This window comes from Gelidibacter mesophilus DSM 14095, assembly GCF_000423005.1.
Lineage (GTDB): Bacteria > Bacteroidota > Bacteroidia > Flavobacteriales > Flavobacteriaceae > Gelidibacter > Gelidibacter mesophilus.
The window spans coordinates 309,568-326,703 of sequence record NZ_AUHD01000001.1; the positions used below are offsets into that span (position 1 = coordinate 309,568).

The window sequence follows — 17,136 nt, forward strand, 5'->3', positions numbered from 1 at the left end:
GAATCTAAAAATAAATATTTCCCTAATCCCTAATCCCTACTGCTGCTAGTCCCAAACGTTTCCCTTCCTCTAACATCAAATCATAAGCGGCTTTGTGATCATTCGGTATTTCACCTTCCAAAATGGCCTCTTTTATAGATTCCTTGATCATTCCAATCTCTCGTGAAGGTTTTAAACCAAAGGCCTCCATAATTTCTTCTCCAGAAACTGGAGGTTGGAAATTTCTGATCTGATCGCGTTCTTCAACTTCAATAATCTTATCTCTAACACGTTTGAAATTATTGTGATATTTTTTAAATTTCTTCGGATTTTTTGTAGTGATATCTGCCTCGCACAACACCATTAAATCATCAACATACTCGCCTGCATCAAAAACCAAACGCCTAACCGCAGAATCGGTAACATCTTGCGCCAGCGCAATAGGTCTGGAGCTCATAAACACCATTTTCTGAACAAATTTCATCTTATCATTCAATGGCATTTTTAAACGTTTGAATAAGTGATAGACCATTTTTGAACCTTCAAATTCATGGGCATGGAATGTCCAACCTACTTTCTTACTGAATTTTTTTGTAGGTGCTTTTCCAATATCGTGTAAAAGTGCTGCCCAACGCAACCATAGATCATCCGTGTTTTGGGCAATATTATCAAGGACTTCCAGCGTGTGGTAAAAATTATCCTTGTGACGTTGACCTTCTTTTTCGTCAATTCCCTTTAACGCTGTCAATTCCGGAAGAATATAATCCAATAGGCCAGTTTGTTCCAATAACAAAAATCCAATCGAAGGTGTGTCGCTTTCAATGATTTTGTTGAGTTCTACCACAATCCTCTCGTTGGTAATGATTTTGATGCGCTCCTTGTTTTTTGATATGGCTTCAAGTGATGTTTTTTCTATAGTGAAATTAAGCTGTGTAGCAAAACGGATGGCACGCATCATTCGCAACGGATCGTCACTGTAAGTAACATCTGGATCTAATGGTGTTCTGATAATTTTCGCATCCAAATCGGTTATCCCATCAAAAGGATCCAATAAGACACCAAAATTTGAAGCGCTCAAATCTAAAGCCATTGCATTGATGGTGAAATCACGCCGGTTCTGATCATCCTCCAAAGTACCGTTCTCAACTATTGGATTTCTACTTTCTTCACTGTACGACTCTTTCCGTGCGCCTACAAATTCTATTTCAATATCCTCATAGCGCAACATTGCGGTGCCATAAGTTTTAAATATTTGGACCTTAGGATGGTTTGAAATATTTTTTGAAACTTGTTTAGCAAGTGCAATGCCACTACCAATGGCAACAATATCAATATCTTTATGTTGTCCACGTTTTAGAATATAGTCGCGAACAAAGCCACCAATCACATAGGCATCGATTCCTAACTCTTCTGCAGATTGAGAGATGATCTTGAAAACAGGATGTTCTAGGGCTTGTTCCTTCATAATATATAAATGTCAAATTCCAAATTTCAAATGGATTCTTGGAATTTGGATTTTGAATGTTGGAATTTTGTTACCGAATAATTTTCATTCTCCCATTAGCACTCAACTTAATAATTGAAGAGGGTTTAGTAGAACGTTTTTCGCGATGCAAATTTACGACATAGTCCACACCTTTTAAAATATCAGACTCTATTTCTTCAAATGATCTTGGAGTGGAGTGAGAGCTTATATTTGCTGAGGTTGATACAATAGGTTTCCCAAAGCGTCTGATCAACTGAAAGCAAAAATCGTCATTGGGGATTCTAATTGCGATGGAATTATCCTCAGCAATTAAATTTTTGGCTAAGTTTTGGGCATCATCATAAATAATGGTGATGGGCTCTTCTGAAATATCAAAAAGATCAAAAGCCACACTCGGAATTTCCTTAACATACTTGCTCAACATCCGATCATCGGCCGCTAAACAAATTAGTGCTTTATGATCTTCACGTTCCTTAAGTTGAAACACCTTTTTTACAGCCTCAGCATTGGTGGCATCACAGCCAATTCCCCAAACCGTATCTGTCGGATAGAGTATAAGTCCACCGTCTCTTAAAACCTGTAAAGCATTCGATATTTCCTTTTGCATAAATTTTAATTTGAAATTGAATATTCTTCATAACTCAAAACCCCAAACCCACAACTGACACCCCAAAATCACTCCCTATTCTTTCGCAGCAGCCATAATTTAACATAGCGCATAAACACCACGTACCCTTGCATATATCCTATGGTCAGACCAACCACACCATCTCTAAATCCGCTCTGAACGATAAAATGTTTGAAAAATCCCCAGAAGGGTTTAAGCATAAAATGGTAGGGGGTTAGTTTCCCAGTTTTATGATCATAATCTTTAGCTTGCCACGTTGCGTACCGGTTCATTTTTTCTACATATTTGTCGAGAGACGTATAACCGTGATGAAGAAGTTTATTTTGTAGAGCACCAATATGACCATTTGCAATAATTTCTTCATGGACATGTTTGTCTTCGTACTTGCAAAAATCACGCTTAAAAAGGCGAATCACTTTATCATTACGCCAACCACTATAATTGACGCGTTCCCCCATAAACATGTTGGTTCTTCCTATCCAATAGGCCACATATTTTGCATCAGGATTTTTTAAGACTTCTAAAATTTCGGTTCTTAATTCTGGCGTAACCCGTTCATCTGCGTCAACCAATAAAATCCATTCATGCTTTGCCTGCGGAATTATCCAATTTTTCTGAGATGCCGGATATTGGAATTCTCGTTGGACCACTTTTGTTGCAAGTTGTTGCGCTTTTTCATAAGTACCGTCCATACTGAAGCTATCTGCCACTAGAATTTCATCAGCAAAACCGACAGATCCGATAACGGCTTCAATATTTTGAATTTCATTACCTGCAGGAATAATAGCAGTTAGTTTTTGCATGCCAAATGTTAGGTTTATTGAACGCGAAGTTTCATTGCAAAAATAAGGCTTTTGTGTTATGGAATCCAACCTTTAGCCATCAATTAAGTAGTTGGCAATTGCGCGTTGTATTTTTTTGCTATCAAATGTATTGACCGCATAATTGTGGCCTTTCAAGCCCATATCTTTTCTAATTTCAGGGTTGTGGTAAAGGAATTCAATTTTATCAGCAAATAATTGAAGATCATTGAGAGGCGTAAGAAAACCTGTTTCATTGTCAAGGACGACTTCAGGTATGCTGGCCACATTAAATGCAACTATTGGTACTTTACAGAGTGACGCTTCTGCAAGAACATAACCGAAACCTTCCCATAAAGATGATAGGAGAAACACATCACCGGTATACATTAGGTCTTTTGGGTTTTTAATAAATCCTGGGAAAATGACTTTGTCCGACACATTGAGCGTTTCAGACAACTTTTCAAGATCTTCTCTTAACCTACCATCACCACCAATAATAAGTTTGAAATTAAGTTTTCTGGATTTCAATTCCTGAGCGACTTCAATTAAAAATTTTTGATTTTTTTCAAACTCCATCCGACCAAGATTAATCAAGATCAATTCATTGTCTTGTTTGGAATAAAGAGGGTGGCATCCCTCTTTATAAAAATCTTTAACCTCAATTCCGTTATATATGACCTTAATTTTATCCTCAGGAAACAAGGAGGCATTCTTCTCAAGAATTGTTTTTTTTGTGGCAATGGAGTTGGCCAAAACATCATTTACTACAGATTTGAAATAAAAACGATTTAGTACTGTATTTTTTATTGGGGTGGCACTGCCTCTTCGGTAAATAATTCGTTTTACTCCAGCTAATTTTGCTGCCAATCCAGCTACTTTTAAATCTCTCGAAAGATTTAGAATAATGATATCAACATGATGTTTTTCAAGAATCCTCTTTACTTTAAGAATCGCGAGTGGATTTAGAAAACTAAGATTATTGATCTTGATTACCAAATGTTTAACTTCTGTTTCTTGCACACGTTTATGAAGTTCACTTCCTTCATTGCATATCAAGAGTACATCGTGCCCTTCTTTCTGCATGTATATGCTGGATTCTAAATGCCATTTTTCGCCACCTCCCCATTTGTTTACCGTGTTAAAAAAGCAAATCGTTTTCATGAGACCAGACTTTTATAGGTGTCAAAGACATGTTTCGCTATCACATCATCGTTAAACTTTTGTACATAATTATATCCTTTCGTTTTCATTTTCTCTTGAAGTTCTATATTTTCTAAAACAGTTTGAATGGCCGTTTCAATAGATTTATAATCCTCAGGATGTATATAAATGGAATCGGGACCGCCCGCTTCACTAAAGCAACTTTCTTTAGAAGTAATGACAGGTGTGCATGAATATAGCGCTTCGATAATAGGAATTCCAAACCCTTCAAATATACTTGGATAAACAAAAATTGTCGCCATTTGATAAATCAGCGCGAGTTCTTCTGTACTTACGTTTTTCAAGAAAAGTACGCGGTCCTTCATTCCCTTGGAGCGGATATATGCTTTTGTCTCTTCGGCATACGTAGATTTATGATTCCCAACCACTACTAAGGTAGTATTTGAATTTTCAATAGCTTTGACTAAGTTGAGCAGATTCTTGCGCTTTTCCACGGTCCCAACATTCAAGATATAGTCATTAGGTAAATTGAATTTAATTCTTGTTTGTTCAGTTTCTTTTTGCGGGTATTGTTTTTTAAAAGCATTATTGCAGCCTTGATAGATAACTTCGATTTTAGTCGGATCAACTTTCAAAAATTCTACAATATCTTTTTTTGTCTGCTCACTAATGGCAATAATTTTGTCACTGTTGCTTGCCGCAAATTGGAATTTCTTAAAATGGATTTTCCGGTCAAAAAATGAATAGAGCTCAGGATATCTGATAAAGATCAAATCATGAATGGTCACTACACTTTTGATATTCGCTTTTTTTAGACCTTTAGGGATTTCACCAGACAGACCATGATAAAGCACAATATTATGTTCTAGTAATTGCTTTACCATAGGCCCTTGTCGCCAAATTGAGGAAAATTTTTTCCAAAAGAATCCTTTGGGTTGAACCTCAATAGTTTGATCAGTAAGTTGAAACCTATCTACTTTTCTGGGTTTTGGATTGTATAAGAAAAATGTATTTTTTGGAAATGATGTATTCAGAATGCGTATCAGGTCTCTTCCATAATTACCGAGTCCTGTAGTATTATGAAAAATACGCTTCGCATCAAAACCAATATTCATAAGCTTTTTAATCTTTTAAAAGTAACCATTATACCGCCACATTATAGTCGCGTAAGGCTTCATTTAATGACGTTTTTTTATTGGTGCTTTCTTTGCGCTTTCCAATAATCAAAGCACATGGCACGTTATAGGTTCCTGAAGGAAATTCTTTCGCATAACTCCCAGGAATCACCACAGAGCGAGCTGGTACAATACCTTTCATCTCTACAGGTTCAGGACCGGTCACATCAATGATTTTTGTTGAGGCGGTCAAACATACATTCGCGCCTAAGACGGCTTCTTTTTCTACTTTTACACCTTCTACCACAATACATCTACTGCCAATAAAAGCATTGTCTTCAATGATTACCGGGGCCGCTTGCAATGGTTCTAAAACACCGCCAACACCAACACCACCAGAGAGATGCACATTTTTGCCAATTTGAGCACAACTGCCTACGGTTGCCCAAGTATCAACCATCGTACCTTCATCAACATAAGCACCAATATTGACATAACTTGGCATTAAGATGGTACCTTTACTAATATATGCACCATGTCTCGCAACGGCATGAGGAACCACCCGTATGCCTTTATTTGCATAGCCTCGTTTTAAAGGAATTTTATCGTGATACTCAAAAATGCCCACTTCAAAAGTTTCCATTTTTTGAATTGGAAAATAAAGAACTACTGCTTTTTTGACCCACTCGTTAACTTGCCATCCATTTGTGGTTGGCTCTGCAACTCTTAATGTTCCTTCGTCTAATAAATCAATAACGCTTCTGATGCTTTCTATAGTAACTTTATCTGCGAGTAATTCGCGGTTCTCCCAGGCGTTTTCTATAATATGTTGGAGTTGTTTCATGTCTCAATTTAAATTTACACAAAGATAAACGTATAATTGATTTTATAAAACTTCTCCGAGGATCTCTGCGAATTCTCTGTGCACTTCAGTGAAATACTATGTTTTTTTAAGATTCTACACAGTAATTGGTAACCTCTGACTTGGTGTGATTTTTTCAATTGCGGAACATTGTAAATTACTGCTAAGACAAGGCATATAAGGATTGAAATAGATTAGATTTAAGATATTTTGAGTCCGTAATTTAATTGATGTAACTTTGTATACTATTAATTTAAAAAAGACACCCTCGTTTGTGGGAACCACTATGGCAAGAATTTTAGCAATAGATTATGGAACAAAACGGACTGGCATTGCAGTAACCGATGAATATCAGATGATTGCTTCCGGATTAACCACCGTGGCCACCAAAGAGTTATTGCCGTTTTTAAAGGATTATATTTCAAAAGAAAAAGTGGAATTGTTTCTAGTTGGTGAACCCAAACAAATGAATAATGACGTTTCTGAAAGTGAAGCATCCATTCAAACTTTTTTGAACAAACTTTCCAAGAACATTCCAGATATGCCAGTTAAGCGCGTCGATGAGCGTTTCACTTCAAAAATGGCGATGCAAACCATGATTGACAGTGGGCTTTCAAAAGGAAAACGTAAAAATAAAGCTTTAGTGGACGAAATTAGTGCGACCATCATTCTACAAAGTTATTTGTATCATCAATAGCCGGTGATTAACAATTTTATTTCAAGTTTCAAAAATCCTAATAAGAATTGTACTTTTGCAATCGTAAATTTAAAGACTAATGATTTTACCTATTATTGCTTACGGTGATCCTGTACTGAGAAAGGAAGGGGAAGCCATTGCTAAAGACTATCCCAATCTCAATGAACTTATCGCTAATATGTTTGAAACCATGTACGATGCTTACGGTGTTGGTTTGGCGGCGCCTCAAGTTGGGCTTGCCATTAGGTTGTTTTTGGTGGATACATCACCGTTTTCTGAGGATGAAGATTTGACCAAAGAAGAACAGGCACAGTTAAAGGATTTTAAGCGTACGTTCATCAATGCTGAGATTTTGGAAGAAACTGGAGATGAATGGGCATTTAATGAAGGTTGTCTAAGCATTCCTGAAGTTAGGGAAGATGTTTTTAGAAAGCCTAGAATCAAAATCCAATATCAGGATGAAGATTTTAATACACACGTGGAGGAATTCGACGGACTTATTGCCCGAGTGATTCAGCATGAATACGATCATATTGACGGTATCTTATTTACCGATAAACTATCAACCCTAAAAAAGCGATTGATAAAAAGTAGATTGAATAATATTTCTAAAGGAAACATTAGCGTAGATTATAAAATGCGTTTTCCTGCCATGAAAAAGAAACGTTAATTTTTTAGAACCATAAGGGCAAAAGTATATATTTGTCAACTTCAAAATATAAAAAGCATATAAAGAATATGAGTTTAGATAAGATTTTATCCATTTCAGGAAAACCAGGACTATATAAAATAGTAACCCAAACCCGAAGCGGTTTTGTTGCTGAATCGTTGCTCGATAATAAACGGATTACCGTTAATATTCACAGCAACGTGAGTGTGTTGAGCGAGATTGCGATGTACACACTTACTGAAGAGGTGCCATTACGTGAGGTATTGAAGAAAGTACGTGAAAAGGAAGGTGGCAAACAAACGGCAATCAGTCATAAGGATTCTAAGGATAAATTAGAGGAATATTTCTTTGAAGTGTTGCCAGATTATGATGAAGATCGTGTGTACCCAAGTGATATCAAGAAAGTAATTCAGTGGTATAATATGTTGCAGACAAATGATTTATTATCTGCACTTGATGAAGCGCCAGAAGATAAGTCAAATGCAGCCAAAGTTGATGAGGCTCAATCTAAAGCAACTTCTAATCCAACCACCATTAAAAATGTGGTTCCAAAAGCTTCGGCTTCCAAGAAAGGTGGATCTACCAAAAACACAAGCGCTAGAAAAACGTAATAGGAATTAAGATATGAGTATTAAGTATAAAAACTTGATACTTTATTTACCATGCCCACGATGTCATTAGAATATTGTGGGTTTTTCTTTTAAATAAAATTTGGTATGAGCTGTTTTAAACTTCTAGTACAGTTTTTTCTTGGCGATCTTTCTTCATTCTTAGTATTTTGTGCTTAATTCTATTTTTAAGATTCCACACATTAACGGCATTTAGCTTTTTCAATTTTGTAATTTTGGATTTCAGACGAAAAAAAATCTATATGACACGCAGACAAAAACAATTACAAGCCTTTGACCGACTTTTAACCATTATGGATGAATTGCGCGAGCAATGTCCGTGGGATAAAAAGCAGACTATGGAAACGCTCAGACATTTGACCATTGAGGAAGTTTATGAACTTGGGGATGCTATTTTGGATAAGGATTTGAATGAGGTCAAAAAGGAATTGGGAGACGTCTTATTACACATTGTCTTCTATTCTCGGATAGGTAGTGAAACCAATAGCTTTGATATTGCAGATGTGTGTCATGGTATCTGCGATAAGCTCATTGAACGCCATCCACATATTTATGGTAATGTCAAAGTTGAAAATGAAGATGATGTTAAACGCAACTGGGAACAGATTAAGTTAAAGGAAAAAGGCAACACCAGTGTCTTGCAAGGCGTTCCAAAAAGCCTCCCGGCAATGGTTAAAGCAAACCGGATACAGGATAAAGTGGCAGGAGTAGGATTTGACTGGGAACATCCAGAACAGGTCTATGAAAAAGTAGAGGAGGAGCTGAACGAGTTGAAAATTGAAATAACCCATGGAAATGCCGATAAAATGGAAGCTGAACTGGGAGATGTTCTATTCTCAATTATCAATTATGCGCGCTTTTTAAAAATAAATCCAGAAAATGCCCTGGAACGCACTAATAAAAAATTTATCAAAAGATTTCAATATCTAGAGGCTAAGTCTCGGGAAATCAATAAGCCTTTATCTGAAATGACGTTGATGGAAATGGATGCTTTCTGGGAAGAAGCAAAAAAGGTATGATTTATTTTCAATCCCGTAATCCAAATATGGCATTGCAGACGTATATATGATATATTGGAACTTAACTTAAAGTTTCATAATCATAAGTAGGTAATCTTAATTATATTTTAAGCGGTATTAGTTAAGGTTAAAAATTTAGTTTAGTTAGGGGTCAAAATCCTACCTGTTTTCACAGGTAGGATTTGATTTTTAAGGCTATTCGTATTTTTTAGTGAATACTGAAAATTTAAAGTCGTTATTGGGTGTGCCCACCCAAGGCTGGCAATGACAAACTATAATGCGGAAAAAAAAATCCAACCTCTCCTTAGGAAAAGTTGGACGTTCAATATCTGTGAAAGAAAGCTGTTAATAGAGTTCCTTTAACTTCTTAAACTTCTCTTCCCAAACCGCTAAGTTTTCCTTGTGGTTTTCGATATTATTCAAAACATCCTTAACTAAAGGATTACTTTCATCAATATTCGAGAAAAATTGAAGATTGTTTTCAAGCTGATTTAGCTCTCCTCTAACTTCATCAATTTTCTTACGGATAAAATGGTGTTCATTATCCAATAGTCTCGTGTCATCTGGTTGAGAGAGATGCTCTAATTTATTTTCAAACTTAATCATTTCCACTTCAGATTTGTCCATTTTTAAATTGTTGAACAAACCATCGACCGCTTTGTTAAATTTGCCTTCAATAAAACGCTTATTTTGTGGAACTTGACCTAAAGTATTCCATTCCTCAGTTTTTTGCTTGATCGTCTCTAAATCTTCTTCTGGATTTCCGCTTAATTTCAAATCTTTTAATTCATCAAGCAGTTTTGATTTCTGTTCAAATGCTTTCTCTTGGTCTTTATTGGCTGCATTCTTTTCTGCATTGAGTTTGTCAAAATAATGGTTACATGCCGCTTTAAAACGTTTCCAAATTTTGTCACTATCCTTTCTAGGGACATGACCGATTGCTTTCCAATCATTTTGGATTTTCTTCATCAATGGCGTAACGGTTTCAAAATCGTCGCTATCCTTATTATCTTCAGCTATTTTGATCAGTTCCAATTTCTTTTGCAGATTGGTGTACTGGTCTTTTTTTAAGTTTTTATAAAAGTTATTTTTATTTTTGTTGAAAGACCTTACTGCAGATTTGAATTTTGCCCAAGTGGCTTCATTCACCTTAATGGGAACTTTACCAGCGTTGAAAAACTCAGTACGGAGGCCTTCAATAACCTTAATTTTGTTTTGCCATGCTTGATGGGAGCTGAGGTTATCTTTTGCTACTTCCTCAATCTTAGCGATAATGGCTTCCTTTTTTTCAAGATTCGCTTCGTGAGCTTTATCTACATCGGCGTAATATGCTTGACGTTTATCATGGATTGTTTTGGTAGCACTGCTAAAGCGTTCCCAAATAACTTCCCTATGTTCCTTGTCAACAGGTCCCAAATCTTCTTTCCACATTTTATGGAGTACCTGTAATTCTCTGAAAGCTCTGTTAGAATTGTCATCTTTAGCCAATTCTTCAGCACGATCGATAATTTTTAGTTTCTGATCAAGATTATGCTTGAAATCCATATCGCGTAAATCACGATTGAGGTGTAAAAAGTCATAAAATATTTCTACATGATGGTGGTAGGTATTCCATGCATTATTGTATTTATCCCTCGGAATTGGACCGGCATTGCGCCATTCTTCTTGTAAGTCCTTGAAAAACTTATAGGTGGTGTTAATATTTTCTTCAACATTGATGAGGCCTTTGATATCCTCAATAATACGCATTCGGTTTTCAAGGTTTGATTTTAGATTGGTTTCTAAGGTTTTATAATAAGCATTTAGACTGTTTTTATAATCCTTATAAAGCGTATTGAAGCGTTTTTTAAGCGGACTTGAATAAAAGAAATCAATCTCACTTCCGCCTTCGTTCAAAAAGTCTTCTTTCTTTTCTTCAAGAATTTCGGAAAATTTAGAATTGAACTCTGTTTTAATCTCATCAACATGAGATTTTATGGTTTGTACTTTTTTGTTTTTTAATAAGTTTTCGAACTCATCTGCCAACTGCTCCATGGTCATGGCGTGGTAGTCCTTATCTTCCAAATTATGGCGTTCTACATTGCTCTCATCCTCAGCGTCCTCAGCGTTGGATTCTTCAATTTCGTCCACATAGGCATCTTTGTTCTTTCCAGGTGTTTCTTCTGAAGTAGCTGTCTTCTTTTCGGCTTCAGGAGCAACTTCTGAAGTAGGAGCAATGGAATCTTTCTGATTTGAGGTTTCAGGAGCCGAATCTTCACTATCTGCTTCTTTATTTTCCAAAGGATCAGCTGTTACAGTCTCTTCAGTTCCTGCACCTTTACCGCTTGTTGAGGATTGCTTTTTCGAGACTGTATTATCAGAAGTGATAGCCTCGTCTTTTAAAATCTCTTTTCCATCTGCATCCTGCAGGTTATCTTTCTCTGACATTGTCATAATAATTAAATTTCTTGCTTTTCTAAAGAAGTAAATATACTAACAACGCCTCAGATTACAAAAGAGTAACCTGTGATTTTAAGCGATTTCGGTTATTTAGTCCAGATTTCCCAAGCTTTTTCCGCTTGATACTCCAACATCTTTGAACCATTGCAAATAGCGGCCCCTTGGATTTCTCCGCACATCAAAAACTTGGTTTGTGTGGGATTATAGATGAGGTCGAAAAGTAAATGTGTTTTTGTGATTCCGTCGTAGGGAATATCGGGGCATTCATTCACCTTAGGATGGGTGCCAATGGGTGTGCAGTTGATGATAACTTGATGTGCATTGATAATGTCTTCCGTGAGATCTGCATAAACGTATGCCGCTTTTGGATTGGGGCTTCTTGATACATATTCAAAACGAATCTTGAGTTTTTTTAAGGCATAAGCAATCGCCTTTGAAGCGCCACCAGTACCCAAAATCAAGGCTTTTTTATGGTGAGATTTTAGGAAAGGCTCGATGGATTTTGTAAATCCGTAGTAATCCGTGTTAAAACCTTTAGTTTTTCCTGATGGATAAAATTTTATGGTGTTTACGGCTCCAATTTTTTCTGCCGTTCTATGGAGGCTATCTATGTAAGGAATGATTTGTTCTTTATATGGGATGGTGACATTAAGGCCTACAATATCAGTTTCCTGTTTTAAAATTTCGGGAACCTTTGATATATCCTCAATATCAAAATTTTGATAGGTATAAGGAAGTTCTTCATTTTCAAACTTGGCCGTAAAGTGCGCCTTAGAAAATGAGTACGAAATATTCTTACCGATAAGTCCAAATTTAGACATTGATTTTTTTTGTTTTGTGTCCATACCACTCTAATGCGAGGACGATTGCAATTCCTACTCCAATGTAAACAATTGCTAAGTATGTTTCACTATTTAAGTCAGGAATAAATCGTTCATAATTAGAGACTATTTTTTTGCCGGTTGAATCATAGATCAAGTTTCCTTCATCCGTCATTCTATAAATAGTGTGTTTCCATGGCCAAACAACGCCTAACGAACCAACAATAAAACCAATGATTGAGGCTGTAGTAATGCTCTTGTAATGTTTTAGGATATAACTTAGCATATGCGAAAAGGTAACTAATCCCACTACTGAACCTATGGTAAAAACGATGAGTACTTGAAGCATTCTGATCCGTTCGGAATTCTTTAAAAAACTAAAGTCCCCAACAATAATCTCATAGAACGTGTCAGAAAGCGCATTGACGGAATCTACTAATAACAATACATAATTGCCTAATAAAATTAGGATGAAAGATCCAGAGAAACCTGGGAGTGTCATCCCAGAAACACTGATAATTCCACAGAAAAATACAAAAAACAGATTGTCATTTTCTTTGGCGGGATCCAAAAAACTAATCCCTATGCCCAGACTTATGCCTATAATAAGAGAAACTATAGTTTTGTAATTCCAGTCATTAAAATCTTTGTTGATATAATAGATTGAACCTACGATCATCCCAAAAAACAAGCTCCAGATATACAGTTCGTAATGGATGAGAAAATAATCCAAGATTTTAGAAATACTGAAATAACTGATAATCATACCAAGGAAGAGCAGACTCAAAAAGCGCCCGTTGACATAATTGAAAAAACTTTTGAATCGGCCGTTAAAGAGAAGTTTAAAGGCTGTTTTGTTTACTTTTTGGAGTGAATAGATAAACTCTTCATAAAAACCTGCCACAAACGCTACTACACCACCAGAAATACCAGGAACCTTATTTGCAGCACCCATCCCCAAGCCTTTTATGACCAGGAAAAGTTTGTCAGAAAAGGTTCTGGTGCTTTGCATTTATGGAGTTTTGGAGCCTACTTTTTCAAGGATGAAGATAGTTAAAAATCCGACTACCATAAGTACAATGGACATTGCAATTTGTGGATCAATCGCTTGGTTGATTTCTGAATAATGAAGTGGCAGTACACTTTTTTCGGACACCATTTTTAAGGTTTCAAAGTTGTTGATCTGTCTTTGATAGACTTCAAGCGTTCCATATTCCGTGATATTAGAAACGGGAACAGTCTGTCCCGTCGCTTTTTCTAAAACGGTCAAGGTTTCCTTCCAAGGCCAAATTTTGTTTAGAGAACCAAAAATAAACCCTGTTAAAACCGCCAAAGTGGTATTTTTATAGTTATTGAACAACCATTTTAGCACCCTGCTGAAACTCAATAATCCAATCACTGCTCCAGCGGCAAAAATGGTTATTTTCTTAAAATCAAAAATGCTTAAGGCATCGCTAAGTGTTTTATAAGCGCCCAAAATAACCAAGATAAACGATCCGGAAATACCCGGTAAAATCATTGCGCAAATGGCCAATGCTCCCGCAAAAAACAAGAAAATGGAACTGTCATTATTTGCCATTGACGGTAATGTTGTAATATAAAAAGCCGCGAGTGTTCCAAATATTAAGGAACCAATGGCGCTTAAATTCCATGTTTTTATTTGTTTTCCAACAAAGAAGATGCTGGCTACAATGAGTCCGAAGAAAAACGACCATATGAGTACCGGATGCTGTTCAATCAAGTATTTGGCTAGCCTCATAAAAGAAATAAAGCTGATGACTATTCCTATGAGTAGGGCTAGCAAAAAGTTACCGTTGAGCTGTTTCCAAAAAGCAGCAAAACCACTTTTTCTTAGAGTAGTCAATAGACTTAAATTGACTCCGCTAATGGTGGTAATTAATTCCTCATAAATACCGGAAATAAAAGCTATGGTACCTCCCGAAACTCCTGGTACAGCATCGGCTGCACCCATGGCAATCCCTTTAAGTGAAATGAATAGGTAATCTGAAAAGCGTCTTTGCATTTTTTATTTTACGTCTAAGAAGCGTAAAGATATATAAATTTACTTGGAGGTTTTTTTCGAATTTGAAATAATATTGACCACCATTTGATGATCAGCAATTAATGGAAAAAGTTCCTGTAAAATAAAACATAATTCAGAATTGAGAAGCCATCCGTTTTTGAGATGGTATTGCCCTTTTTCGTTTTCAAAGAGGGTGAAATATATTCCTGCCAATCGGTACTCAATTTCAGCGGTTTCTGGATAAAATTCCGACGCTTGAATCAAACTGAGTGCCGAGGCTTCATGTTCGCCTAACTTAATAAGTACATCAGCTCTTGCAAGCCATGTGTCCAATTCGTAGTTTCCTAGATCCAACGTTTTTTTATAGCCACGTTCTGCTTCTTCAATAAAATTCAGGCGGTGGTTGATCTGAGCATAAAGTTTCCAATATTTAACATTATCGGCATCAATATTAATGGCCTTGTTGATATAGTAAAGTGCTTTATGGTAATCTTTCTTTTTGTTGTAAAACCTCGTAATGGCAATCCATCCCTTATCCAACAAAGGGTCTTCATGGACTGTTTTGAAGTAATATTGCACGGCAAGATCATCCGCACTTAACTTCTCGTAACAATTGCCAATCCTCAATAGAGCAAAAGAGGTTGGTTCATCAAGTGCCAAGGTCATATTGTAGTTTTCAATGGCCTCGTCAAACTTCTTCATTTTCTCCAAGACTTTTCCTTTTTCAAGATAGGCTCCCACAAAAGTATCGTCTGAAATAATAGCAAATTCAAAAGCTGCCAATGATTTTTTATAATCTTTTAGAGAGAAATATTGTTTCCCCAATTGGTGCCATGCTACCTCGCAATACGGATTTTTGTCCAAATAACGGTTAAGGAAATCTATGGCTTCGTCGTGAAGATCTAAAAATTCAAAGCAATAAATAATGTTATAGAGTGCGGAATAATCTTCCATATCCAACTCCAAACATTTGATAAAATAGGTCTTTGCGTTATCAAATTGATCCATGAAAAGATACTCCATACCAATTAATGCGTGTAAATCGGCTTCATCTTCTTCTGTATTTGATAATTTCAAAGCTATTTTTAAGGTATCAATTGCTTTTTGGTGCTCGTTGCGTTTTGATAAAATACTGGCCTTTTGAATATAGACTTCCTCATTGGATGGTTCCAAGATATAGAGAGCGTCCAGAAGCTTTTCTGCATGTGGCAGTTTGTCTTCCAAAATGTAAATTTCAACTTGAAAAAGCCTTAAAATTATGGATGAAGGGTGCTGCTCCAATCCTAATTTGACAGCTTTTTTTGCAAGCGCAATTCGGCCGTTTTCAAAATAGAATTGAATTATATTTTCAAACTCATTTGAATCAAAAAACAACACGTTGTTTGTTTTTAACATGGATTCAAATTTTGTTAGCGAATAATTATCGTCGTCGTCATGTTGACTAAACTCCATAAGCACTTGGTATTGTTCGTTGAAATAAATGTAACGTTAACATTAGAGAAAAGAGGATTTAAAGACGAATGTTTTCAACAAATTAATTAACAGTATTGACCGTTCATCGTCCTTTTCTTAGTTTATTGCTTAATTTACAGCAAGTTGTCAACTGTGCAAACCTAAGGAATTATGATTGAATTTCGTCTAAAATTTCGATCATAAGTTGACAACCTTCGATGATTTCGGCAGTTGAAATGGTTAATGGTGGTGTTAACCGGATGGCTTTTGGCTCAAAAAGTAACCAAAATAGTATCAAACCTCTACTTTGCGCCTTTAAAATCAGTTGATTTGTGATCTCTGCGGATGGTGTCATGGCGGCCAGCATTAATCCGCGACCTCTAATTTCAGTAATTAATGGATGGACTAAATGTTTCCTGAATACGTGTTCTTTTTCAACCGCTTCGGCCATTAAAGTACTTTCTGTAACTTCTTTTAATGTTGCCAAGGCGGCAGAAGCTATAATAGGATGGCCACCAAATGTAGTGATGTGTCCTAGTTTTGGTCGATTCTGTAAGGTGTGCATCATTGATTTTGATGCTGAAAAGGCGCCAATTGGCATTCCGCCTCCTAGACCTTTGCCAGTTACTAAAATATCCGGAATACAATTGTAATGCTCAAAACTAAATAATTTCCCAGTACGACCTACCCCTGGTTGAATCTCATCTAAAATCAATAAAGCACCTACTTCATCACAGCGTGTTCTTACCTTCGCTAGATAATTTTCATAGGGTTCAATAAAACCTGCGCCTCCTTGGATGGTCTCTAATATGACGGCCGCCGTTTTTCTCGTGATCTGATTTAAATCCTCCTTATTATTAAAGTTAATAAAACTGACATCCGGGATTAAGGGTCTAAATGCCTGTTTCCGTTCTTCGTAACCCATGACGCTCATAGATCCCATAGTGTTGCCATGGTATGCGTGGTGTGCAGCTATAATTTGGCTTCTGCCAGTTGCTCGGCGAGCCAGCTTTAGGGCGCCTTCAACAGCTTCGGTCCCAGAATTGACGAGGTAAGTACATTCTAAGGATTCTGGCAAATGTTCTGCCAATAACTTAGTGAGTTCCACGGCCGGTTGTTGGATATATTCGCCATAAACCATAACGTGCATATATTTGTCCAACTGATCTTTTATTGCTTTGACCACTCTTGGATGACGATGCCCCAAAGTGCAAGCAGAAACACCCGCGATAAAATCGAGGTAAGGTTTATTATTCGTATCAAAAACATAACAGCCTTCAGCGTGAGAAATTTCTAAGGCTAAAGGATGCGGTGTGGTTTGTGCTTGATACTGTAAGAAATCGCTCGTCATT

15 protein-coding genes and 1 pseudogene are annotated in these 17,136 nt (G+C 36.6%); 4 read left to right on the forward strand and 12 right to left on the reverse strand.

The features are described from left to right. Window positions 1-22 precede the first annotated feature (22 nt). The 6 genes from G525_RS0101450 to G525_RS0101475 all read right to left on the reverse strand — a co-directional run bounded on the left by G525_RS0101450 (window position 23) and on the right by G525_RS0101475 (window position 6,016). Complete coding sequence (locus tag G525_RS0101450; protein ID WP_027124557.1) at window positions 23-1,444, reverse strand: CCA tRNA nucleotidyltransferase; 1,422 nt, start codon at window positions 1,442-1,444, stop codon at window positions 23-25. 70 nt (window positions 1,445-1,514) lie between these two features. Next, window positions 1,515-2,072 carry an L-threonylcarbamoyladenylate synthase gene (locus G525_RS0101455; protein WP_027124558.1) on the reverse strand — a complete coding sequence of 186 codons (558 nt, stop codon included), beginning with the start codon at window positions 2,070-2,072 and terminating at the stop codon, window positions 1,515-1,517. 68 nt (window positions 2,073-2,140) lie between these two features. Further along, on the reverse strand, window positions 2,141-2,896 hold the full coding sequence (locus G525_RS0101460) for a glycosyltransferase family 2 protein (protein ID WP_027124559.1): 756 nt from the start codon (window positions 2,894-2,896) through the stop codon (window positions 2,141-2,143). Window positions 2,897-2,968: 72 nt separating this feature from the next. Then, window positions 2,969-4,057, reverse strand: a complete 1,089-nt coding sequence (locus tag G525_RS0101465) for a glycosyltransferase (protein ID WP_027124560.1) — start codon at window positions 4,055-4,057, stop codon at window positions 2,969-2,971. Further along, on the reverse strand, window positions 4,054-5,172 hold the full coding sequence (locus tag G525_RS0101470) for a glycosyltransferase family 4 protein (RefSeq protein WP_027124561.1): 1,119 nt from the start codon (window positions 5,170-5,172) through the stop codon (window positions 4,054-4,056). The genes G525_RS0101465 and G525_RS0101470 overlap by 4 nt, the downstream gene beginning before the upstream one ends. A 28-nt stretch (window positions 5,173-5,200) precedes the next feature. Further along, window positions 5,201-6,016 carry a 2,3,4,5-tetrahydropyridine-2,6-dicarboxylate N-succinyltransferase gene (locus tag G525_RS0101475; protein ID WP_027124562.1) on the reverse strand — a complete coding sequence of 272 codons (816 nt, stop codon included), beginning with the start codon at window positions 6,014-6,016 and terminating at the stop codon, window positions 5,201-5,203. Window positions 6,017-6,320: 304 nt separating this feature from the next. Between G525_RS0101475 and ruvX the strand changes: the two genes are divergently transcribed. The 4 genes and pseudogenes from ruvX to mazG all read left to right on the forward strand — a co-directional run bounded on the left by ruvX (window position 6,321) and on the right by mazG (window position 9,049). Beyond that, on the forward strand, window positions 6,321-6,731 hold the full coding sequence (ruvX, locus tag G525_RS0101480; RefSeq protein WP_027124563.1) for a Holliday junction resolvase RuvX: 411 nt from the start codon (window positions 6,321-6,323) through the stop codon (window positions 6,729-6,731). Window positions 6,732-6,810: 79 nt separating this feature from the next. Next, window positions 6,811-7,401, forward strand: coding sequence for a peptide deformylase (gene def, locus G525_RS0101485; RefSeq protein WP_027124564.1), 591 nt, complete (start codon window positions 6,811-6,813; stop codon window positions 7,399-7,401). Between the two features lie 68 nt (window positions 7,402-7,469). Continuing rightward, window positions 7,470-7,865, forward strand: a pseudogene (locus G525_RS0101490) (DUF5606 family protein); the annotation flags it as partial. A 407-nt stretch (window positions 7,866-8,272) separates the two neighbouring features. Further along, window positions 8,273-9,049, forward strand: coding sequence for a nucleoside triphosphate pyrophosphohydrolase (gene mazG, locus G525_RS0101495; protein ID WP_027124566.1), 777 nt, complete (start codon window positions 8,273-8,275; stop codon window positions 9,047-9,049). Window positions 9,050-9,394: 345 nt separating this feature from the next. Here the strand turns inward: mazG and G525_RS0101500 are convergent, their stop codons facing one another. The 6 genes from G525_RS0101500 to G525_RS0101525 all read right to left on the reverse strand — a co-directional run bounded on the left by G525_RS0101500 (window position 9,395) and on the right by G525_RS0101525 (window position 17,135). Further along, window positions 9,395-11,476: a DUF349 domain-containing protein gene (locus tag G525_RS0101500; protein ID WP_027124567.1), complete on the reverse strand. Its 2,082-nt coding sequence runs from the start codon at window positions 11,474-11,476 to the stop codon at window positions 9,395-9,397. A 98-nt stretch (window positions 11,477-11,574) separates the two neighbouring features. Beyond that, window positions 11,575-12,309 (reverse strand): shikimate dehydrogenase family protein, encoded by a 735-nt coding sequence (locus G525_RS0101505; protein ID WP_035478838.1) that lies wholly within the window; start codon window positions 12,307-12,309, stop codon window positions 11,575-11,577. After that, window positions 12,302-13,321 (reverse strand): DUF368 domain-containing protein, encoded by a 1,020-nt coding sequence (locus tag G525_RS0101510; protein ID WP_027124569.1) that lies wholly within the window; start codon window positions 13,319-13,321, stop codon window positions 12,302-12,304. The genes G525_RS0101505 and G525_RS0101510 overlap by 8 nt, the downstream gene beginning before the upstream one ends. After that, on the reverse strand, window positions 13,322-14,332 hold the full coding sequence (locus tag G525_RS0101515) for a DUF368 domain-containing protein (protein WP_027124570.1): 1,011 nt from the start codon (window positions 14,330-14,332) through the stop codon (window positions 13,322-13,324). Window positions 14,333-14,371: 39 nt separating this feature from the next. Further along, window positions 14,372-15,784: a tetratricopeptide repeat protein gene (locus G525_RS0101520; RefSeq protein WP_027124571.1), complete on the reverse strand. Its 1,413-nt coding sequence runs from the start codon at window positions 15,782-15,784 to the stop codon at window positions 14,372-14,374. 169 nt (window positions 15,785-15,953) lie between these two features. After that, window positions 15,954-17,135 (reverse strand): aspartate aminotransferase family protein, encoded by a 1,182-nt coding sequence (locus G525_RS0101525; protein ID WP_027124572.1) that lies wholly within the window; start codon window positions 17,133-17,135, stop codon window positions 15,954-15,956. Window position 17,136 lies beyond the last annotated feature (1 nt).